Origin of the sequence: Mesorhizobium sp. LNJC394B00 (genome assembly GCF_000502555.1) — a bacterium.
GTDB lineage: Bacteria > Pseudomonadota > Alphaproteobacteria > Rhizobiales > Rhizobiaceae > Mesorhizobium.
In genome coordinates this window covers 19,290-40,175 of sequence record NZ_AYWH01000003.1, presented here as the reverse complement: position 1 = coordinate 40,175, position 20,886 = coordinate 19,290, and the positions used below count along the sequence as shown (strand labels likewise).

22 protein-coding genes are annotated in these 20,886 nt (G+C 63.7%); 7 read left to right on the top strand and 15 right to left on the bottom strand.

Features of this window, described 5'->3' with window-relative positions; translation table 11 throughout:
• Window positions 1–3: 3 nt before the first annotated feature.
• The 4 genes from X751_RS149565 to X751_RS149580 are packed head-to-tail and all read right to left on the bottom strand — an operon-like array spanning window position 4 to window position 3,708.
• Entirely contained in the window at window positions 4–1,140 is a 1,137-nt protein-coding gene (locus tag X751_RS149565) for an ABC transporter permease (protein WP_023681282.1), read from the bottom strand.
• Entirely contained in the window at window positions 1,137–2,057 is a 921-nt protein-coding gene (locus tag X751_RS149570) for an ABC transporter ATP-binding protein (protein ID WP_023681281.1), read from the bottom strand. The genes X751_RS149565 and X751_RS149570 overlap by 4 nt, the downstream gene beginning before the upstream one ends.
• The gene (locus X751_RS149575) at window positions 2,054–3,007 is read right to left on the bottom strand and encodes an HlyD family efflux transporter periplasmic adaptor subunit (RefSeq protein ID WP_023681280.1); all 954 of its coding nucleotides are present in this window, start codon (window positions 3,005–3,007) and stop codon (window positions 2,054–2,056) included. The genes X751_RS149570 and X751_RS149575 overlap by 4 nt, the downstream gene beginning before the upstream one ends.
• Window positions 3,004–3,708, bottom strand: a complete 705-nt coding sequence (locus X751_RS149580) for a CerR family C-terminal domain-containing protein (RefSeq protein ID WP_023681279.1) — start codon at window positions 3,706–3,708, stop codon at window positions 3,004–3,006. The genes X751_RS149575 and X751_RS149580 overlap by 4 nt, the downstream gene beginning before the upstream one ends.
• Window positions 3,709–3,800: 92 nt before the next feature.
• On the opposite strand from X751_RS149580, the gene X751_RS149585 reads away from it, so the two are divergent.
• The 3 genes from X751_RS149585 to X751_RS149595 all read left to right on the top strand — a co-directional run bounded on the left by X751_RS149585 (window position 3,801) and on the right by X751_RS149595 (window position 6,191).
• A complete protein-coding gene (locus X751_RS149585; protein WP_023681278.1) occupies window positions 3,801–4,298 on the top strand; it encodes a CYTH domain-containing protein in 498 nt (165 codons plus the stop codon).
• Between the two features lie 85 nt (window positions 4,299–4,383).
• Window positions 4,384–5,322, top strand: coding sequence for a CHAD domain-containing protein (locus X751_RS149590; RefSeq protein WP_023692978.1), 939 nt, complete (start codon window positions 4,384–4,386; stop codon window positions 5,320–5,322).
• Between the two features lie 41 nt (window positions 5,323–5,363).
• Complete coding sequence (locus X751_RS149595; protein WP_023692977.1) at window positions 5,364–6,191, top strand: hypothetical protein; 828 nt, start codon at window positions 5,364–5,366, stop codon at window positions 6,189–6,191.
• A 50-nt stretch (window positions 6,192–6,241) separates the two neighbouring features.
• On the opposite strand, the gene X751_RS149600 is transcribed toward X751_RS149595, so the two are convergent.
• Together X751_RS149600 and X751_RS149605 are read right to left on the bottom strand one after the other, a co-directional pair.
• On the bottom strand, window positions 6,242–7,618 hold the full coding sequence (locus tag X751_RS149600) for an adenylate/guanylate cyclase domain-containing protein (RefSeq protein ID WP_023744871.1): 1,377 nt from the start codon (window positions 7,616–7,618) through the stop codon (window positions 6,242–6,244).
• Between the two features lie 174 nt (window positions 7,619–7,792).
• The gene (locus X751_RS149605) at window positions 7,793–8,593 is read right to left on the bottom strand and encodes a helix-turn-helix transcriptional regulator (RefSeq protein ID WP_023710374.1); all 801 of its coding nucleotides are present in this window, start codon (window positions 8,591–8,593) and stop codon (window positions 7,793–7,795) included.
• 115 nt (window positions 8,594–8,708) lie between these two features.
• Here X751_RS149605 and X751_RS149610 point away from each other — a divergent pair, with 115 nt between their 5' ends.
• The gene (locus X751_RS149610; RefSeq protein WP_023710373.1) at window positions 8,709–9,566 is read left to right on the top strand and encodes an ATP/GTP-binding protein; all 858 of its coding nucleotides are present in this window, start codon (window positions 8,709–8,711) and stop codon (window positions 9,564–9,566) included.
• A gap of 18 nt (window positions 9,567–9,584) precedes the next feature.
• Here the strand turns inward: X751_RS149610 and X751_RS149615 are convergent, their stop codons facing one another.
• From X751_RS149615 to X751_RS149630, 4 genes are all read right to left on the bottom strand, one after another.
• The gene (locus X751_RS149615) at window positions 9,585–11,306 is read right to left on the bottom strand and encodes a SulP family inorganic anion transporter (protein ID WP_023710372.1); all 1,722 of its coding nucleotides are present in this window, start codon (window positions 11,304–11,306) and stop codon (window positions 9,585–9,587) included.
• A 79-nt stretch (window positions 11,307–11,385) separates the two neighbouring features.
• The gene (locus X751_RS149620) at window positions 11,386–11,655 is read right to left on the bottom strand and encodes a helix-turn-helix transcriptional regulator (protein ID WP_023673276.1); all 270 of its coding nucleotides are present in this window, start codon (window positions 11,653–11,655) and stop codon (window positions 11,386–11,388) included.
• Window positions 11,656–11,943: 288 nt separating this feature from the next.
• Complete coding sequence (locus tag X751_RS149625) at window positions 11,944–12,654, bottom strand: phosphatase PAP2 family protein (RefSeq protein WP_023710371.1); 711 nt, start codon at window positions 12,652–12,654, stop codon at window positions 11,944–11,946.
• A 4-nt stretch (window positions 12,655–12,658) separates the two neighbouring features.
• Window positions 12,659–13,000: a hypothetical protein gene (locus X751_RS149630; RefSeq protein ID WP_023681268.1), complete on the bottom strand. Its 342-nt coding sequence runs from the start codon at window positions 12,998–13,000 to the stop codon at window positions 12,659–12,661.
• A 230-nt stretch (window positions 13,001–13,230) separates the two neighbouring features.
• On the opposite strand from X751_RS149630, the gene X751_RS149635 reads away from it, so the two are divergent.
• On the top strand, window positions 13,231–13,455 hold the full coding sequence (locus X751_RS149635; RefSeq protein ID WP_023673272.1) for a hypothetical protein: 225 nt from the start codon (window positions 13,231–13,233) through the stop codon (window positions 13,453–13,455).
• A gap of 118 nt (window positions 13,456–13,573) precedes the next feature.
• Here X751_RS149635 and X751_RS149640 read toward each other — a convergent pair whose 3' ends face one another.
• From X751_RS149640 to X751_RS149650, 3 genes are all read right to left on the bottom strand, one after another.
• Window positions 13,574–14,254 (bottom strand): GNAT family N-acetyltransferase, encoded by a 681-nt coding sequence (locus X751_RS149640; protein ID WP_023726768.1) that lies wholly within the window; start codon window positions 14,252–14,254, stop codon window positions 13,574–13,576.
• Window positions 14,251–14,736: a MarR family transcriptional regulator gene (locus X751_RS149645; RefSeq protein WP_023726767.1), complete on the bottom strand. Its 486-nt coding sequence runs from the start codon at window positions 14,734–14,736 to the stop codon at window positions 14,251–14,253. Before X751_RS149645 ends, X751_RS149640 begins: the two co-directional genes overlap by 4 nt.
• A gap of 394 nt (window positions 14,737–15,130) precedes the next feature.
• Entirely contained in the window at window positions 15,131–16,279 is a 1,149-nt protein-coding gene (locus X751_RS149650; RefSeq protein ID WP_156933273.1) for an NAD(P)/FAD-dependent oxidoreductase, read from the bottom strand.
• Between the two features lie 187 nt (window positions 16,280–16,466).
• On the opposite strand from X751_RS149650, the gene X751_RS149655 reads away from it, so the two are divergent.
• Complete coding sequence (locus X751_RS149655; protein ID WP_023687523.1) at window positions 16,467–17,498, top strand: phosphatidylglycerol lysyltransferase domain-containing protein; 1,032 nt, start codon at window positions 16,467–16,469, stop codon at window positions 17,496–17,498.
• 33 nt (window positions 17,499–17,531) lie between these two features.
• Here the strand turns inward: X751_RS149655 and X751_RS149660 are convergent, their stop codons facing one another.
• Window positions 17,532–18,293 (bottom strand): ABC transporter permease, encoded by a 762-nt coding sequence (locus tag X751_RS149660; protein ID WP_023681263.1) that lies wholly within the window; start codon window positions 18,291–18,293, stop codon window positions 17,532–17,534.
• Window positions 18,290–19,216: an ABC transporter ATP-binding protein gene (locus X751_RS149665; protein ID WP_023696074.1), complete on the bottom strand. Its 927-nt coding sequence runs from the start codon at window positions 19,214–19,216 to the stop codon at window positions 18,290–18,292. Before X751_RS149665 ends, X751_RS149660 begins: the two co-directional genes overlap by 4 nt.
• A gap of 269 nt (window positions 19,217–19,485) precedes the next feature.
• On the opposite strand from X751_RS149665, the gene X751_RS149670 reads away from it, so the two are divergent.
• Entirely contained in the window at window positions 19,486–20,847 is a 1,362-nt protein-coding gene (locus tag X751_RS149670; RefSeq protein ID WP_023744870.1) for a cytochrome ubiquinol oxidase subunit I, read from the top strand.
• The last annotated feature ends 39 nt before the right edge of the window (window positions 20,848–20,886 follow it).

The following is a 20,886-nucleotide window of genomic DNA, read 5'->3' as shown; positions in this document are numbered from 1 at the left end:
CGCTCAGTCGAGCGTGCGCCTGAACCGCACCAATGCGACGCCGGCAAACAAGGCCACGAACCCGACCAGCCAGGCGATCTCGCCCGCAACCGCCGGCAGTTCGGCGCCCTTCAGCATCACCGCGCGGGTGATGCGCAGAAAATGCGTCAGCGGAAAAATCTCGCCGAAGGTCTGCGCCCAGCCCGGCATGCCGCGATAGGGGAACATGAAGCCGGACAGCAGGATCGACGGCAGGAAAAAGAAGAAGGTCAGCTGCAGCGCCTGCATCTGCGTGCGGGCGATGGTCGAGATGGTGTAGCCAAGCAGCACCAGCGCCAGCACGAACACCAATACGGCTGTAAGCAGCAGCGACATGGAACCGGTGAAGGGGATGGCGAACAAGAGCTTCGACGCCGCCAGCACCACCACCACCTGGACGCCACCGACCACAAGATAGGGCAGCACCTTGCCCAGCATGATCTCGAACGGGCTGGACGGCATGGCGAGCAGGTTTTCCATCGTGCCGCGCTCGGTCTCGCGGGTCAGCGCGATCGAGGTCATCATCACCAGGGTCATCTGCAGGATGACGCCGAGCAGGCCGGGCACGATGTTGTATTGCGAGATGCCTTCCGGATTGTAGCGCTGGTGCACCACCACATCGAGCTGGCCCCTGGCGGCCTCACTCGCCGCCTCCTGCATGCCTTGCGCCCGAAGCAGCGCCTGGCTGGCCACTTTGCTTAGCGTCGAGATGGCGCCGCTGGCGGCGGCCGGGTCGGTGGCGTCGGCCTCGATGAGTATCTGCGGATTGTCGCCGCGCTCCACCCGGCGGCCGAAATCGGCCGGGATGGTGACGACGAAGGCGACATCGCCGCGCGCCATCAGGAATTCGGCAGCCTCGGCACTTTGCGCAACATGGTCGAAGCGGTAGTAGCCGGTCGTCTGCAGGGCCGCGACAATGGCGCGGGTGTAGGGGTCATTGCTGGTCGCCACCAGTGCGGCAGGCAGGCTTTTGGGATCGTTGTTGATGGCGTAGCCGAACAGCACCAGCTGCAAAAGCGGCACGCCCAGCATCATGGCGAAGGTGATGCGGTCGCGCCGCATCTGGATGAATTCCTTGATCAGCAGCGCACCGAGCCTGGCGAAGGAGAAGACGCTGTTCATGCCATATTGTCCTTCGAGCCGGACATGAACTGAATGAAGACGTCCTCGAGGCTGGTCTCGCCGGGTTTTACGCTGACGCCCTTGTGCTCCTTCTCGACATCGGCGAGCGCCTTTTCGAGCTTTGCCTTGTCGGAGCCGACGACATGCAGCGTCGCGCCGAACGGCGCCACCTGGTCGACGCCGGGCCGGTCCCTGAGTGCATCGGCGACCTGGTCGAGGCGCGGTCCCTGCAGCACGAAGGTGGTCAGACCGGCATTCGTCACCACCTCGTCCACCGTGCCGGTGGCCAGCATCTTGCCGTAGGAGATGTAGCTGATGCGGTGGCAGCGCTCGGCTTCGTCCATGTAGTGGGTGGACACCAGCACGGTCAGACCGCCGCTCGCCAGCCGGTGGATCTCGTCCCAGAATTCGCGCCGCGCCTTCGGATCGACGCCGGCGGTCGGCTCGTCGAGCAGCAGCAGCTTCGGCTTGTGCATGATGCAGGCGGCCAGTGCCAGCCGCTGCTTCCAGCCGCCCGACAGCGTGCCGGCGAGCTGGTTGCGGCGGCTCGTCAGGCCAAGCTCTTCCAGCGTTTTCGACACATGCTCCTCGACCGACTTCAGCCGGTAGAGCCGCGCCACGAATTCGAGATTCTCGCCGATCGTCAAATCCTCGTAGAACGAGAATTTCTGCGTCATGTAGCCGACTTCGCGCTTGATGCGGAGCGACTCGGTGCGGATGTTGAAACCCAGCACCCTACCTTCGCCCTCGTCGGGCGTCAGCAGGCCGCACATGATGCGGATGGTCGTCGTCTTGCCGGACCCGTTGGGCCCGAGAAAGCCGACGATCTCGCCCTCGGCCACCGTCATCGTCACATGGTCGACGACAGTCTTGTCGCCGAAACGCTTGACCAGGCCATGAACGTCGATGGCGTTCATTTTGCGGAGGCCGCCAGCTCGACATCGACGATCTGTCCCGGCTGCAGCGCTTGCGCCTTGCCCTCAGGCCGCGCCTCGACGAGGTAGACCAGCTTCTGCCGGTTCTCGAGCGAGTAGATCACCGGCGGGGTGAATTCCGGGTCGGGCGAGACATAGCTGACGCGCGCCTTCACCTCCGGCCCGCAGCCGTCGCAATGGACGACAAGCAGCGTGCCGACCTTGATCGACGAGAACGCACTTTCCGGGACATAGACGCTGAGCTTCACCGCACCGTCCGGCAACATCGAAATGACAGGCGCGGTCGGACCGGCGGTGTCGCCGGAATTGCGGATGACGTCATTGATGCGGCCGGGCGAAGGTGCCGCCAGCACGCGCTTCGACAACCGCCACTCAGCCTGTTCCAACGCCGACTGCGCCTGTTTGACCTGATTGTCTGCCGCCTTGATCGTTTCGGGACGCGCAGGCAGACCGCCGACGGCGAGGTTGGCCTGCGCCTGGCCGACCTGCGCATTGGCGGTCTCCAGCGTCGCGGCGGCCGTGTCGTAGTCGGCCTGCGTGCCGGCACCGCGCTTGAACAGGTCGGCGGCGCGGTCGTATTTGCGCTTGGCATCCGTGGCCTGGGCCTTGGCCATGTCGACCTCGGCCTTCAGCACCGCGATCTCCTCCGGCCGCTTGCCGATCTGCAGGTCGGCAAGCTGCGCCTGCGCCTGGGCGAGCGCGGCCTCTGCCTGGGCGACGGCGATTTTTGCGTCGGCGCTTTCGAGAGTCACCACCGGCGTGCCTGATACAACACGGTCGCCGCGCTTGACCGCGACGGTCTCGACCTGCGCCACTTCGATCGGCGCCAGCAAGACATAGTCGCCCTCGACATAGCCGACGGCAAGCGGCGCTGCCGGCGCGCAGGCGCCGAACAGCTGGGCCGCGAGCGGCAGGGAACAGAGAAAACTCATCGCTTGCCCTCCTTGCGGGCGACCGGATTTCGGGCCGCCAGTATGGCGCCAAGATTGCTTGTGACCGCCGCCACCACCTTGGCGGCTTCGGCGTTACCGATCTCGCGCCAGCCCATACGACGCATCACTGCTTCGCGGCCGATGCGGAAATAGATGACCTGGCCGATCAGCGTGAAGACCACGAGCTTGGTGGCCTCGCTTTCGGCCGGCTCGCCCGTCGCCTGTTCCCAGATCTGGCAGAGGCGGCGATGCGTCGGTTCGAACACCCCGTCATAGATGCGGTCGAGGGCGGCCGTCGGATGCGACAACTCTCTAAGTACGAATTGTACGATATCGCCCGCCTCCGGCCGGGCGACGATAAATCCTACCATCCGCTCCAATGCGGTCGAGAGCTGCGCCCGCGCCGTCTCTGAACTGGCTTGACCTTGCAGCTGCATGCCGCCGAGCGCCTGGCCAGCAACCGCCTGGATGGTCTCGACGATGTGGTCGGCGGCGGCCCCGCGGAGCCCTTCCTTGCCGCCGAAATGATAGGCGATGGAGCCGATGTTGGCCTTCGCCTCCGCCGCGATCTCGCGCGTCGAGGTGCCGTCGAAGCCCTGCCGCCCGAACAGTTTGAGCGCGGCCAGCACCAGTGCGGCGCGCGTCTGCTCGGCGGGCGATGTCTCCTGGCGGGGCATTTTGTCGGGCGCGGATTTGATCATGTCGGCCTCTTTAATCAATCGATTGATTAAAGTCAAATTGATTATCTACGGCCGCTTGCCATGTCGAGCCGCAGACGCTTTAGTGCGCGGCCATGGGCAAGGAAGTCGAACGCAAGTTCCTGGTCTCCAGCGCCGAATGGCTAGAAATGGCCGAGGCGAATATACGCATTCGCCAGTTCTACCTTGCCGCAGCACCTGGCCGCACCGTGCGCGTACGCATCAGCGACGGCAGTTCGGCGAAGCTGACGCTTAAATTCGGCAGCAAGATCCGCGAGCGCGACGAATACGAATATGAAATTCCTCTGACTGATGCCGAGGAGATGCTGGCCTTCGCCATCGGACATGTCATCGAGAAGACACGCCACCATGTTAGGCATCGCGGCTATCTCTACGAAGTCGATGTTTTCGGCGGGATCCTAGCCGGCCTTGTGGTGGCCGAACTGGAGACGCCGGAGGATGTACCTGACGAAATGCTGCCTGATTGGCTCGGCCGCGAAGTGACCGGCGAGCAGAGATTTTACAACGCGTCGCTCGCCCTAGAGCCGGATGATTTTAGGTCGGGTCGACCTAAAATCGGAATCCGGCTCTAAATCAAAAGAGATGGAGCATGATGTCGTCCGAAAACCGCTTCACCTTTTCGGCATCATGCTCTAGGGGGATTCCGGAGATCGCCGCATGAGCTTTCGCATCGATCCGCGCCTGCCGCTGACCGGCGAGGTCAGGCGTATCCTTGGCGAGGAGATCGGCAAGGCGCTTGCCCATCTGGCCGTCGCGCGCGACCAGCCGGAGCAGGCATTGCACAAATGCCGCAAGCGGCTGAAGAGCGCGCGCGCCTTGCTGCGGCTGGTCCGTTCCGGAAATGAAACATTCTGTCGGACTGAGAACCAATGCTACCGTCAGGTGGCGGCGCTGCTTGCCGGGCCGCGCGAGGCGACCGCGCTGGTCGAGACCGTCGACCGGCTGGCAGCCGCCTTTCCCGAGCAGGTTGCCGGCGGCGGCCTCGACAGCGTGCGCGACCGGCTTATCGCTCGCCAGCATGAAATGCATGCCGGGGCTGGTCTCGACGCCGCCATAGGCGCGGCCACGGCCGCCTGCGAGGAAGGCCTGATCCGGATCGAGCGGCTGCTGCTCCCCGATCTGCCTGAGCATGCAGCCGATGTGCTTGCGGAAGGCGCTCGCAAGACCTTGCGCCGGGCCAGGAAGGCGCTGGACCGGGCGGGATCGCGCGGCGAAGCAGAGGATTTCCACGATCTGCGCAAGGCTGCCAAGACCCACTCGATGCATTTGTCGCTGCTCGGCCGGCTGTGGCCGACGCCGATCAAGGTGCGGTGCAAGGCAGTTGATGAACTTGGCGAAAAACTCGGCGAACTGCACGACGTCTTCGTCATGCGCGTGTTGCTCGAGGCCGACGGTGAGCCGCTCGGCGATGCGCAGGACACAAGGCTTCTTGGCAAGCTTTTGAAGCGCTCGGAAAAAAGCCTGAAGAAGAGCTGCCTTGCCGGAGCGGCCGAGCTGTTCGGCGACAGCCCCAAGCGCTCGACGAAGAAACTCGCGCGCAATGCGCGCGACGACCTCGCCGGCCCGGCATCGTCGGAAGAGGTCCCGGTCGGTTGATCATGGCCGAGGACGTCACCTCGTGCTAGTCACACTTTGCCATGACCGCGCCGCGCGACACGCTTCTCGACCGCCTTGGCCGCTGGCTTGCCGGCCGGCTGCAGGACGAATCCTCCGGCTATGAGCCCTACACGCCGTCCGACGCCGAGACGTTGCGGCGCACGCTCGAGCCCGGCGACATCCTGCTCATCGAAGGCAACCAGAAGATCTCGGCGGCAATCAAATACCTGACACAGTCGACCTGGTCGCATGCGGCTTTCTATACCGGCGATGCCTTGTCCGAGCCGGAGGACGGATCGGAACGGCGTCGGCTGATCGAAGTCACGCTCGGCGAAGGCTGTGTCGCCGTGCCGCTGTCGCGCTACCGCACCTACAATACCCGTATCTGCCGGGCGAGCGGGCTGACCCCGGAAGACCGCGACCATGTCGTCGCCTTCATGATCGGCAAGCTCGGCCTGAAATACGATCTCAAGAACATTTTCGACATGCTGCGCTTTTTCCTGCCGACGCCACCGGTGCCGGTGCGCTGGCGCCGCCGCATGCTGGCTTTCGGTTCCGGCGATCCGACCCGCGCCATCTGCTCGACGCTGATCGCCGAAGCCTATGGCGAGATCCGCTACCCGATCCTGCCCGAGATCACCCGCGCGCCCGGCCGCGCCTCGGCGCAGTCGAACTATTCGCGCCGCGAAATCCTGCACATCCGCCACCACTCGCTCTACACGCCGCGCGACTTCGACCTGTCACCCTTCTTCCGCATCGTCAAACCGACGCTGGAATATGGTTTCGACTACCGGGCGGTGACCTGGGAGGACAAGGCAGGCACCGACGCCGCAGCCGCGAAGGCTGGCGCAATCGCCTCAGACACGTGATGGCTTCGGCCTGAGTCATGAGGTTCAGGCGTCTCACATGGCGGCCTGCATCACGCCGAAACCGCAATGGCGCCCTGGTTTTCGGCTCTGTGTTCGACCCAGATATGGACCGGTTCGTCCCGGCCGCGGATGCTCACCGGCCCATGATCGCGCGCATTCAACCGTGTCGTTGGCGATTCCGCCTTCGCGGCCTCGATCAGTCGTGACCCAAAGCAAATATTCGCCTGAAGCTCACGGCAGAGCGCCTGCAAACGGCTGGCGACGTTGACGGTGTCGCCCACCACCGCGAAGGACAGGTTGCGCTCGCTGCCGACCGCGCCGAGGACGACGGCGCCATATTGTGCACCGATCCGAACGTCCAGCGGCGGATATCCTCTGGACACACGCTGGACATTCCAGTCTTCGATAGCGGCGATCATCGCTTCAGCGCACCGGATGGCCCGGGTTGCGTCGTCATGGCTGGCTTGCGGAACCCCGAAGGTCGCCATGATGCAATCGCCGATATAGTTGTCGACGGTGCCATGGTGGTCGAAAACGACCTGCTCCATGCGACGGTGGAACTGACGCAGTAGTTCGAACACTGCTTCGGCCGGATGATCCTCGGAATAGTGTGTGAAGCCGACGATGTCGGCGAACAGCACCGCGATATCCTGCCGGCGGACCGGGCCGAAGGGCTCGTCATCCGTGGCGAGCTGGTCGACGACATTGGGCGAAAAATGCCGGGCGAGATTGGCGCGGGCGCGCTCCGCCTTGACATAGTCTTCCGACAGATGTCGGGAACGAGAGACGACCAGCGCCATGATCGCGCCGATAATCAGCACAACCAACACATTGGTCGCCTGCGCGAACGTATCGACGAAATTGGGGTTGAGATAGAGATTCAGTCGCTCTGTCAGCGGCAGCGAATAGAGGTTCGTTGCCGGAATGACGGTTCCCGCATGAAAAACCACCCATCCCACCCCGATCGTCCACGTCAAGGCCGCGAGCGCGCCGAGATAGAGCGCCAATCGTGTCGAAAGGGTCAGCGCGCCAAGGCATACGAAAATCAGCAGGAATTTGAAGCTGCCCTCGCGCAGTTGCATCGCGGCCGGCGCGACCTCGAGGGAAAACGGGTTGGGCGTTACCAGCAGAACGGTCAACAGAATGATGTCCAGCGTACCGACGAGGTAACCGATCCACCATGGCGCGTTGCGACGGCGCGCAAAGCGAAACTGGATCAGGCCGACGAGTTGGAACAGCGCGAGGCCCGCCAGCACGAAGAGCAGCGAGGCATCCCAGCGGCTGATCAAGGAAAAGAAGCAGGAGATCACGGCGAGCGATGCCGTGCGCGCCCAGAACTGCAATGCAGCACCCTGGCGTTCTGCCCGCTCCCGCAAATTTTTCAGGCGCGAATAGCGGCGAAGTTCAAGTGTTGGCGCGGTCGGCATAGGATCACTTCGATTTTGCGGGGACGGTCACGCATTCGGCAAACCCGCCCCGTACAGTCTGGCAAATCAGCGCGCGAACTCTATCATGAATGTGGCTTCATTTTTGAAGCACCTCCGGACTGGAGCGCGACAAGCTCAGCCGCCAGATGCAATCCTGCTCGGATGATGGCCCAGTCAGGCCGGCAACGGGCGGCGTCCCTTTGCCGGAGCGGTGGGCCGGTCGGACGCACCGGCATCCCTGGGGTGCGGGCCGATCGGCATGATCGCCGGAAACGGGGTTGCGCCAAAAGCAAACGTCCATTTGTAGCCGGTCAGCCCGTCTTCCGGCGTCGTGTGCTGGTCGTGATGGGCGAGCAGTTTGGCGCGCTCGGCCAGTTCCTCCGCCTCGCGCTTCACCATCTCCGCCGTCTCCGGCCGCATCCGCCTGGAGAAAGAGACGAAGGTCGCTTCCCGCTCCAGATGGGTGATCGCCCAGCCGATGAAATTCTTGTTTGTCATCTCGAACAGCGGCCTGAGCGGCCCTTCGAAATTCCACTGGATCGGTGTGTCGACCAGCAGCCGTGCCGACAGCCCGCCGCCCAATGCGATCAGGCCGAGCGCTTCGAGATCGCGCAGATAAAGGAACATCGAGGCTTCGCTCAAGCCTTGCGAGCGCATGACGCCTTCGGGCGTGAACTTCTCCGACAGCATGACGAAGATGAACAGCAGCGCCGGCCGTCCCGCGAGCTTGCGCTCGATCTCCGGCGCGATGCGATTGACCGGTCCCGGCCCCCGGTTCATCGACCCCAGCACGTTTTCCAGCTCGACGCCGGCGGCAGCGCAGATCCCGATGAGACGGTCGAGCTTGCAGTTGCGCTCGTGGAAGATGCGCTTCACCGTCGGCTCGGAAACGCCCATCCGCCCGGCAAGCTCACGATAGGTGACGCCCTTGGCCTTCAGCGTCCGCTTCAGCGCCTCGAAAATCAAGCCGTTCATGGAATGCACCTCTTTTGCGCCATTTCGTATCGGTTTCCGATACTAGCTCGAATCTTCCTTCCGGAAAAGTATCGAAACTCCTACCTCTCCGCCATCCATCACAGGAGACCTGGCCATGAAAACCCTCATCCCCTCTATTTGTCTCGCCGCCTTCGGTATCGCGCTCGTGCCTGCGGCCGAGGCCGCCGAACTCTGGCGCGCCTCGGGCTTCGAGCAACCCGAATCGGCGCTGTTCGATGCCGCCAACAATCGCATTATCGTCTCCAACATCGTCGGCAATCCCGGGGAGGCCGACGGCAACGGCTATCTCTCGGTGCTGTCGCTGGACGGCAAGGTCGTTAGCCGGCACTGGACCGCCGGCATGGATGCACCGAAGGGCTCGGCGATCTCTGGCGGCAAGCTCTACGTCGCCGACATCACCAAGGTGCGCATCGTCGATCTCGCCAGCGGCAAGCTCATCTCGACGATCGATGTGCCCGGCGCCGTTTTCCTCAATGACGTGACATCGGACAGTTCGGGCAAGGTTTATGTCACCGACATGCTGGCCGATGCGATCTACCGCATTGACGGCGACAAGCCGGAACTGTTCGTGAAGGATGCGAAGCTCGCCGCACCCAACGGCATCTTTGCCGATCGCGATCGGCTGATCGTGGCGTCCTGGGGCAAGGGCATCAAGCCGGACTTCAGCACTGCCGCGCCCGGGGGCCTGCTGTCGGTCGATCTCGCGACGAAAGCCGTGACGCCGCTGCCTGGCGCACAAAACTTTGCCGACCTCGACGGCGTCGTCGCCATCGGCGACAGCATCTACGCCACCGCCTTCATGACCGGCACGCTCTATCGGTACAAAGTCGGCGAGGCGCCGGAGGCTGTAGAGCAGTTCAAGCCGGGCAGCGCCGATATCGGCACAGACGGCACGCGGATTTTCGTGCCGCTGATGAACGAGGGCGAGATCGCGGTGCTGAGCCTGGACTGACGGCGCACATTTGCCGGCTCAGCCAACGGGCACGGCTTTGAGTTGCGCCCGCGCATCCTTGATCGAAGCGGCAAAGGTCACCAGCGGCCGCTTGACGCCGTGGTTGATCAGCATGCGCCGTGTCTGCGGCGAGGCGCCGGCGATGATGAAACGCACGCCGGCGCGTTTCGCCTTGTGCGCCGCGCCCTCGATGACATTGGCCGCGGTGGAATCGAAGAAGGGCACCGCCGAACAATCGAGGATGAAGTTCTTGCGCTGGTCGGCGATGCGGTCGAGCACCGTGCCGACAGTAGAGGCGGCGCCGAAGAAGAAGGCGCCGGAGATGCGATAGACGACGGTGTCGGCGTCGCTTGCCTCGCTTGCATCGTAGGCGCGGCCGCTGCTGTCGGCGACATCGTCCTGCACCAGCGGCAAATCCGCCTCCACGGCGATCGACTTGGCCATGCGGTCGATGAACAGGATCGAGCCTAGCGCGAAGCCGACGACGATGCCTTCGGTGAGGTCGCGGAAGACGACGATCAGGAAGGTTGCCATCAGCACCAGGGCATCGCCGCGCGAAGCGCGCAGCAACGTGGCGAAGGCCTGCTTCTCGAACATGTTCCAGCAGACAACCGCCAGCACCCCGGCAAGGGCGGCAAGCGGGATGTAGCTGGCCAGCGGTGCGGCCACCAGCATGAAGACCAGCAGAAAAAGCGAATGCAGCATGCCGGAAACCGGCCCATGCGCGCCGGCCCGCACATTGGTGGCGGTGCGGGCGATGGTGCCGGTGGTGCAGATGCCGCCGAACAGGGCAGACGCGATGTTGGCAAAGCCTTGCGCCACCAGTTCGCAATTGGAACGGTGACGCCGCCCGGTCATGCCATCGGCGACCACGGCCGAGAGCAGCGATTCGATGGCGCCGAGCAGCGCAAAAGCCACCGCATCCGGCAGCACCGCAATCGCCTTGTCGAGGTTGAGTCCCGGCAGTGCCGGCAACGGCAGGCTGCGCGGAATGCCGCCATAGCGGGTGCCGATCGTTTCCGCCGGCAGCGAAAGCAGCGCCACGACAAGGGAGGCCAGTCCGACGGCGATCAGCATGCCCGGCCAGCCGGGCCGCCAGCGCTTCACCCCGACGATGGTGGCGATGGTCAGCGCCGCCACCAGCGTTGCCGAGATATTGAGCGTGCCGGCCGCGTGGCCGATCGCCATCAGCTTCGGCAGCAGCGGCCCGGGCTCCGGCCCGGCAAGCCTCAGCCCGAACAGTTCCACGATCTGGCCGGAGAAGATGATGATCGAGATGCCGGCGGTGAAGCCGACCGTCACCGGGTAAGGGATGAATTTGATATAGGTTCCGAGCCGGAGATAGCCGATGGCGAGCAGGAAGATGCCGGCCATCATCGTCGCCAGCAGCAGTCCGTCGACGCCTTCGCGCTGCACCGTCGCCGCCACCAGCACGATGAAGGCGCCGGCCGGGCCGCCGATCTGGAAGCGGCTGCCGCCGAGCGCCGAGACGATGAAGCCGCCGACAATGGCGGTGAACAGGCCGCGCTCCGGCGTCACGCCCGAAGCAATCGCAATCGCCATCGACAGCGGCAACGCGACAATAGCGACGGTCAGCCCGGCCATGAAGTCGGCCTTGAACTGCGGCAGGCGGTAACCTTCGCGCCAGACCGTCACCAGCTTGGGCGTGAACAGCTCTGAAAATGTCGGCTTTGCCGACTTCTGGGCCGGTTGATGCACTGCCCGCCGGATCTGATCCATGGACTGCCTTCCGCTTGCGTGAAGGCGGCGGGATCGTCGGCAGGACTGTCGGCGGTCGCCGTCGCGACTATATGCCGGCTCAGCCTTGCGGGTTCGGCGGCGCGACCGGCTTGAGGCGCACGCCCCGGCCGCCGCGCTCGCTGGTCTGGTTCTCGCCGATGAGCTCCACCCCGGCCTCGTCGAGAGCCTGGATAACCTTCATCAGCGTATCGACCACACCCCTGACCACGCCGTCACTCGCTTCCATGCGCTGGATTGTCGGAAGCGAAACGCCGGCACGCTCGGCGAGTGTCTTCTGATCGATGCCGGCCAGCGCCCTCGCGGCGCGCATCTGGGCGGCAGTGATCATCGGTCGGAACCCCCGTCTGAGTCTGCGGAGACGACGTGTAATACAATCATAGTGATGTTTCAACCATCATAAAGCATACATGAAACATGATCTCCTCACAAAGCCGGATGCCGGGATACGGGATGAGCATGCTACGTTAACCGCCTTGGCTCTTATTGGCGGGGAAATATCAGTTGAAGATTTTCAGGACCTTGACGACGTCGGCAGCCTTGCTGTCGGCGGTTTTTCTGCTGGCAGGCTGCGGACACGGGCTGATCAACCGGCTGATTTGAATGTCGCTCCGGATCGTCAGTCTTCGGGCTCGTTGCCACCGGCCACCGCCTTGTTCCGCTGCAGCATTCGCGCCGCCAGCCAGCACAGCGTCGCCCAGGTGAAGCCGGCGCACCATCCCGCCAGCACGTCGGAAGGCCAGTGGACGCCGAGATAGACGCGGCTGACGCCGACCAGCAGCGTTACCAGCACCGCCAGGCTGAGGACATAGATTTTCGTCGTTCGTCCCGGCAGGAAGCGCGCTGCCAGCGAGCCCAGCGTGAGATAGGTCACCGCCGACAGCATGGCGTGGCCGCTGGGAAACGACAGCGACGTCTCGTTGGCCAGGTGCGAGACAAGATCGGGGCGCGGCCGGTCGATGCCGGCCTTGAGCAAGGTCGACAGCAGCTGCCCGCCAGCCACCGCGACAAAGATCAGCAGCGCCGTCCTCGGCCTACGGATCAGCAGGAGGTAGACGATCACCGCCGTTACGATCAGCACCAGCACGCTGGAGCTGCCGAGGCTGGTGATGTCGCGCATCGCGCCTTCCAGCCATGCCGGGCCGACGGGAACATCCGGCTGACCCACTTTTCGGAAAGCAAGCAGGATCTCAGTATCGAAAGCGTGCGGCGTGGTGGCCCGCGCCACCTCCATCAGTTCCTCGAAGCCCCACAGCCCGGCGGCTATCACCAGCCCGGCCAGCAGCACCGGAAATTCAAGCCAGTTGGTGAACGCACGCGGGGTCTTCATCGGATTACAGTCGCCCCTGCAGGTAAGGCCCGAGCGAGATCAGCACCACCGCCGCGATGGCCAGCACGATGCCGGTCGCCTGCAAGGCATTGACGCGTTCGCCGAAGAACACCAGCGCCACCACATTGACCGCCACCAGCTGGATCACCGCCGACAGGCTGAACGACACCGACATGCCGAACTCACGAACCAGCCGCAGCATCATCAGATTGCCCGCCGTATAGAGCGCCAGTGTCAGCACGATCTTGCCAAGGCTTGGCGCCAGCCCCCATTGCTTGGCCGCGATGGCCGCCAGCAGGAAGATCACCGTCGAAATGACGAGCTGCGCCAGTCCCCAGAAACTCACTTTTGTGCCTCGCTGTCCTTTGTGGCAGCTCTTGTTTCGCAAGCGTGGCGGCACGTCAAGCAGACTGCGGCGGAACAGGCCACGGCCGAGGTGCTGAATGAATGGCAGCGCGATCGCGGTCTGACTGCCACGCTCGGTCGGATTCGTGCAAACCCAGGCAGCTGCGCTCAAGCATTGGAAAAGAATGGACTTTTAAACATGGCGTCCTACGTCTTCTGGAGGAGAGTGCCATGCCAAAGTCCGTCTATGACCGTGGCCTGCTGAAACCCGACGACATCGCCAGGCTGCAACGCGTGTTCGACGAAGCCTGCCGCAGGCGCGACGTGCATCCCGATTCGGCGGAGGCGCGGGAGATCGCGCTGAACCTGCTTGCGCTGCACAATGCCGGCATGGTCGAGGAAGATATGCTTATGGAAACCGTGGGTTTCCGCCGGTTGGAGCCGAAATCAGCCTGAGGACCGCAAGGCGGCCTGGAGCAATTCCAGGAAAAGTGTGAAGCGGTTTTCCGTCCGGAATTGCGTAAAAATAAAGGCCTAGGAGCGGTTCGCCGTTTCCGTGAAACGGTGAAACGCTTTAGCCGGCGCGCTGCACGACGGCCACATTCATCTCTGCCCTCAGCCTGAAGCCGATGGACTCGTACAACCGGACCGCGCCGGCATTGCTGGCATAGGCATGCAGGTAGGGAACTTCGCCGCGCGCAAAAATTCGGTTGGCCACGAACACCGACAGCAGCCGGCCGAGGCCGCTGCCGCGAAATTCGGGATGCGAGCAGACGCCGCTGAGTTCGCTGTAGCCGGGCTGCTTCATGCGCTCGCCGGCCATCGCCGCCAGCCGGCCGTCGATCTTCACGCCCCAGAACTCGCCGAGGCTCAGCGCCTTGAGGGTGAACGGGCCGGGCTTGGTCAGTGACGCCAAAGCAAGCATCTCGGCCGCGTCGTCCTGCGTCAGCTGCTGCACACGCTCGTCCGACACGGAAGGCAATGGCGCCTCGGCAACCATCTGAACGCCGAAGGCGGTCACGGTCGCGGTCAGTTCCGGCGGCAGGGCAATGGGGTCCGCCTGGAGCATGAACACGCTCTCACCTGCAGGAATGAGGCTTGCGAGCGCCTGCAGGCTCTCAGCGTCGTCTGCCCCGGAAGCCGCGAAGGGGACGATCGAGGAGGGATAGCGCCTGGCGAGCCTGTCGCCATACGCAAAGATCCGATGCCGCGTGTCGAGCGCGCTCCAGACCGGACGATCGAGGACATGGCTCATGGCGCGACATCCTGTTTCACACGACGGTCGAGTGGGGCCGCCGCCAGGCCGTCCTCTATTGCCGAGAGTTGTTCGAGAAGCGGCCCTGCAAGGTCTTTGCACAAGTCGGCAACGGCGTTCTCGATGCGCGGCCAAACGTCCCGCTTCGCCACATCGACCAGGCGCTGGCCGTTCGCGGTCAGCGAGATCATCCTGCGGCGCTGGTCGTCGTTCGATGGCGCGGCCTCGACCAGCCCCAACTCGGCCAGCAGCGCCACGCTGCGCGTCACCCCCGGCTGGGTGATCCCCATTGACTGCGCCAGTTCGCCGACAGGCAGCGGCCCAAGCCGGTCGAGCGCGGCCAGCAGAGGATACTGGCTGGACTGCACCGGCACCTCCAGCCCATTGAGCATGCGCTGCGTATCGGCCTGCAACTGCTCGCCGATGCGCTTCAGCCTGCTGCCGAGGGTGAGATAGCCAAGGGATCGAATGATGTCTTCCATGGGTGGTCCGTCTCCTGGATAAGTATAACATGTTATATAATGATGCAATGAACGAGTTCAAGCGCCTGCTTTGGAGGTTGGCCGCAAGCATCTCAACTTCGTCGTCCTTGGGCGAAGCAGGAGCGAAGCTCCGTCGCGGAGACCCAGGGATCATGCCTTGGCCGTGGAAGCAGCGGAGCAGAACCTGCAACGCAGCGTAGTTCAGAAGTCACGGCATGGATCCTCGGGTCTGCGCCGTCGCTACGCTCCTTGCTTCGCCCGTGGATGACGACGGGATCGGCGTTTCAGCCAATCGCCAGGATATTCGATCCGTCTTGCAGATGCGTTGAACCACTAGTCCGCGCCATAGCAGCAGCCCGAAGTGCGCGGTGTTTCTCCGTCCAGAAGCGCTCGTCTACAACCCCTTGGCGATCTGACGGGCAATCGCTTCGGCCTGCAGGCCGGCGCTGTGAAAATAGCTGGTCAGACTTGGCCGCATGCCGATGAACCACAGGCCGGGCTGGCCGCTCGGGGTGCCGCCATTGGCCTTCGGCACGCCCTTGGCGTCGAGCACGCCGAGATCGCCCAGCATGGCCTCCAGGCCGGTGCGATAGCCGGTTGCCGCGATCACTACATCCGGCTCGAGCACCGTGCCGTCGTTCAGCCGCACGCCGGCGCCTTCGAAAGCCGCCACCGGCGCCACCACCGAAATCCGTCCGGCCTTCAGCGCTGCGACGGCGCCGTCGTCAATGGCAATAGCGATCTGCTCGACGCCGAGCCGGCTGGCGCCGCCCTTCGGCGCCGGCGGCAGGCCGAAGCGGGTGAGGTCGCCGAACACCAGCCGCTGCGTCGCGGCAATCGCGGCATCGGCAATCCACGTCGGCAGCATCGCCATGAAACCGCCGAAGCGCGCCACGGCGACCTTGCCGATCCGTTTCGGCATCAGCGACGGACCCTGCCTGGCTGACAAGCAGATGGCCTTTGTGTCGGCACGGGCGAGGTGGTTGAGCACGTCGAAGCCGGAATTTCCGGCCCCGACCACCAGCACGCTTTTGCCCACATAGTCCTGCGCTGTGCCGAAATCGGCGGCGTGGACAAGTTTGCCGGTGAAAGTCGCCTTGCCTTGCCAGTCCGGCGTCCATGGCAAGCGGTCGCGGCCGGTGGCGACGATGACATTGCGGGCGCTCAGCGTTTCCCGGCCCGTATGGACGAGCCAGCCATTGCCTCTGCGTCCGATCCGCTCGGCGGCGGTGCCGAATTCGACCCTTACGCCGCGCGCGCGGGCAAAATCCTCGAGATAACCGACGATGGCATCCTTGTTCGGAAAGGCGGCGGTGCGTGGCGGATAGGCAAGGCCGGGCAGGGCCGACAGCGCGCGATGCGTGTTGAGGGTCAGCTTCTCGTGCCGCCCTCGCCACGGTTCGGCGATCCGCGGCTCCTTTTCAAGCACGACGACCCGCACGCCGCGCCGGCCAAGCGCGTCGGCGGCCGCCAGCCCCGCCGCTCCGGCGCCGATGACGATAACCGTATAGTCGAGTCCTTTCGGCCCCGGGACGATAGGCATCGTTTCGCTTGTCGTAGCCGCCATTCGGTCGAGATTTCCTTTCAGGTGCGCCATGGGGACCCGTCCAATATGGCACGTCCCATATGGCACAGGGGCGATATGATCGATAATGAGGTCGCGTCAATGCGACTGATTCGAGGCCTTGGGGGCAAGCCTCTGTTTATCATCGGCACGCGGAAGCTCGACCATGCCCTCCTTGCGCATCTTTCTCGACAGACTGCTGGAGGGCGCCGCAGCCAAGGTGCCGCGCCAGGATTTTTCGCATGTCGAGCGGCTGGCGCTTGTCCGCCAGCACGGCGACTTCTCGCTGGCCTATTCGACCGCCGTGCAGCAAAAACTGTCCTATTTCGGCGACGCCGACGGCTACATCGCCTTCGGCACCAAGATGAAGCACCATTTCGCGCTAGGTGACCCGGTGGCCCATCCGGCCGATCGGTCCGACTATATCAGGCGCTTTGTCGAAGCCGCCGACAGCCCGTGGTTCGTGCAGATCGGCGAACCGACGGCGCGCGTGCTGTCCGGGCTCGGCTACCAGGTCAACCGTCTCGGCGTCGACACGCGGCTGGAACTGCCGGCTCACGATTTTTCCGGCAAGCGCAACGAAACCGTGCGCTATTCCGAACGCTGGCTCTTGAAGAAGGGGTTTTCCTTTGGCGAAGGAGCGGTCTATCTCGACGAGGTCCAGCGCCTGTCGCAGAACTGGCGGGCAGACCGCATCGTCAAGCGCTGGGAGATGGCGTTCCTCAACAGGCCCTTTGCCGATCATCTCGGCATCGATATGCGCCGTTTCGTGCTCTACAGCCCGGAAGGCGAGCTCGTCGCCCTGCTCGATTTCGATCCGATGTTCAGTGGCGGCAAGGTGATCGGCTACACCACCTCGTTCAAGCGCAAGCACATCGATGCCTCGCCGCATGCCGAAATCGGGCTGACCAAATTCGCCGTCGACCGGTTTCGCAATGAGGGCATTTCTGTCGTCACGCTCGGCCTGTCGCCGATGCTCGACGTCGGAGCCAACGGCTTTGCCGAATCGAGCTTCTGGCGCAACGCCTTCGAGCGGGCCTATGAGTCGCCCTGGGTCAACCGCAGCAAGTTCAACCTCAAGGGCCAGGCGGCGTTCAAGCGCCGCTTCCACGGCGTCGAGGAACCCACCTACATCGCCTTCCGCCAAGGCAGGCTGATCGAGATGCTGGGGTTGCTGCGCCTCATCAAGGCGATCTAGCAAGAAAACGCGACGCGCTTTAGAGCGGCAGGGTCAGTTGCGCAGCCGGTAGCCGGTGCGGAAGATCCAGGCGACGATGGCGATGCAGATGGCGAGGAACACCATCGTCATGCCCAGGCTGACGGCGACCGAGACATCGGACTTGCCGTAAAAGCTCCAGCGGAAACCGCTGATCAGGTAGACGACCGGGTTGAACAGCGTCACCGTGCGCCAGGTCTCGGGCAGCATGTTGATCGAATAGAAGCTGCCGCCGAGGAAGGTCAGCGGCGTGATGATCAACAGCGGCACCAGCTGCAATTGCTCGAAGCTTTTCGCCCATATGCCGATGATGAAGCCGAACAGGCTGAAGGTCACCGCCGTCAAGACAAGGAAGGCCAGCATCCAGAACGGATGCTGGATGGTGAGCGGCACGAACAGCGAGGCCGTCGCCAGGATGATCAAGCCGAGGATGATCGACTTGGTCGCGGCGCCGCCGACATAGGCGATGACGATCTCCAGATACGACACCGGCGCCGACAAGAGCTCGTAGATGGAGCCGACGAATTTCGGGAAATAGATGGCAAAGGAGGCGTTGGAGATCGACTGCGTCAACAGTGAGAGCATGATCAGGCCGGGCACGATGAAGGCGCCGTAGCTGATGCCGTCAATCTCGGTGATGCGCGAGCCGATGGCCGAGCCGAAGACGACGAAATAAAGCGATGTCGAGATCACCGGCGAGACGATGCTCTGCAGCACGGTGCGGAACGCACGCGCCATCTCGACCCGGTAGATCGCCCATACTGCTCGCCAATTCATGGCTCTTGCCTCAACAGATTGACGAAGATCTCCTCGAGCGAGCTGTTTTGCGTGTCCATGTCGCGAAACTGGATGCCGGCCGTCTCGAGTTCGCGCAGCAGCGATGCGACGCCGGGGCGTTCGCTCTGATTGTCATAGGTGTAGGTCAGCTGTGTGCCATCGCCCGACAGCTCCAAGGCGTAGTGCGAGAATGCATCGGGAATGGCGGTGAGCGGGTTGCGCAATTCCACGATCAGGCGCTTGCGGCCGAGCTTGCGCATCAGTTCGGCCTTGCCCTCGACCAGGATGATCTCGCCGCGGTTGATGACACCGACACGGTCGGCCATCGCCTCGGCCTCTTCGATATAGTGCGTTGTGAGGATGATGGTGACGCCATCGTCGCGCAGCCGCCGCACCATCGCCCACATGTCCTGGCGCAGTTCGACGTCGACGCCGGCCGTGGGTTCGTCGAGGAACAGGATGCGCGGCTCATGTGACAGCGCCTTTGCAATCATCAGCCGCCGCTTCATGCCGCCCGACAGCGTGATCGCCTTGGCGTCCTTCTTGTCCCACAACGACAGGTCGCGCAGCACCTTTTCGACGAAGCCCGGATTGGGCGCCTTGCCAAACAGGCCGCGGCTGTAGGTGACGGTTGCCCAGACGCTCTCGAACGCATCGATGGTCAACTCCTGCGGCACCAGCCCGATCAGGCTGCGCGCGGCGCGGTAGTCTCGGTTGATGTCGTGGCCGTCGACGGTCACCGTTCCCGACGAACGGTTGACGATGCCGCAGACGATCGAGATCAGCGTCGTCTTGCCGGCGCCGTTCGGCCCCAGCAGCGCGAAAATCTCGCCGCGTTCGATGTCGAGGTTGATTTCCTTCAGCGCCTTGAAGCCGGTGGCGTAGGTCTTGGTGACCCCGGCAATCGAAATGATGGAAGGCAAATTCGTGGAAGACATGAGGCCGAAAACGACTGTTTGAAAGAGGCGGGGATTATTATTGCGCTGAATGTCGGTGTGCAGGCTCGGAAGTCAATGCCGCTGCTGACAATTGTGGACAAACGTTCCCCTTTTGCCGTTTCGTATGGGGGTATCGGGGCACTGACGGATTGATCCCATCTGCTGCGACAACGCGCCCCGCGTGACGCCAAGCCGCTTTGACCGGACCGCATCCGCCGCCTATTCTGCGCCAACAAACAGCAGCCGGAGCCCGCATGGACCCGCTCATCCTGTCGCGAATGCAGTTCGGGGCGAATATCTCGTTCCACATCCTGTTTCCGACCATCACGATTGCGCTTGGCTGGGTGCTGCTGTTCTTCAAGCTCCGCTACAACGCCACCGGCGATTCCGCCTGGATGCGCGCTTATTTCACCTGGGTAAAGGTGTTCGCGCTGTCCTTCGCCATGGGCGTGGTCTCGGGCGTCACCATGAGCTTCCAGTTCGGCACCAACTGGCCGGGCTATATGGAGCATGTAGGCAACATCGCCGGGCCGCTGCTTGCCTACGAGATCCTCACCGCCTTCTTCCTCGAAGCGGCCTTCCTCGGCATCATGCTGTTCGGCTTCCGCCGCGTCTCCAACCGCGTCCACACGCTGGCGACGGTGTTGGTCGCCGGCGGCACCACGCTGTCGGCCTTCTGGATCATCGCGCTGAACTCCTGGATGCAGACGCCGGCCGGCTTCGAGATGATCGATGGCAAGGCGCATCCCGTCGACTGGTGGGCGATCGTCTTCAACCCGTCCATGCCCTACCGTCTGACGCATATGCTGCTTGCCTCCGGCCTGACGGTGTCGTTCCTGATCGCCGGCCTGTCGGCGCTGCGCTATCTCACCGGCGACCGGTCGGAATCGATGTGGAAGGCGCTGCGCACCGGCGTCTTCACCGCCGCCATCCTGATCCCGATCCAGATCTTCGCCGGCGACCAGCACGGGCTGAACACGCTGGAGCACCAGCCGCAGAAGATCGCCGCCATGGAGGCGAACTGGAACACCGGCCCCAACGTGCCGCTGGTGCTGTTTGCGCTGCCCGACGAGGCGGCGAAGGAAAACAAATTCGAGATCGCCATTCCCGACGGCGCCAGCCTGGTGCTGCGCCATTCCACCAGCGGTATCGTGCCGGGGCTCAACGACTATCCCGGCCTGCATCCGCCGGTCTTCCCGGTGTTCTGGGGCTTCCGCATCATGGTCGGCACCGGCATTTTGATGCTCATCGTCTCGTGGTCGGCGACCTTCTTCCTCAAGCGCCGCCACAGCCTGCCGAGGCCGCTGGCCATGCTGATGGTGCCGATGGCGCTGTCGGGCTGGCTGGCGACGCTGGCCGGCTGGTACACCACCGAAATCGGCCGCCAGCCCTGGCTGGTCACCGGCGTGCTGAAAACCGCCGACGCTATCGGCCCGGTCGCCGGCAGCCATGTCGCGCTGACGCTCGCCATCTATCTCATCCTCTATGTGCTTTTGCTGATCGCCTATCTCGGCGTGCTGGTGCACCTGGCGCTGAAGGCGGCCAAGGACGGCGACACCTCGCCGCTGCCGGGCGTGATGAAGACGGCGATGTCGCAACCGGCCGCAGCGGAGTGAGAATGGTCCGCGTAGCGGACGAAAAGCCAACGATTTGGT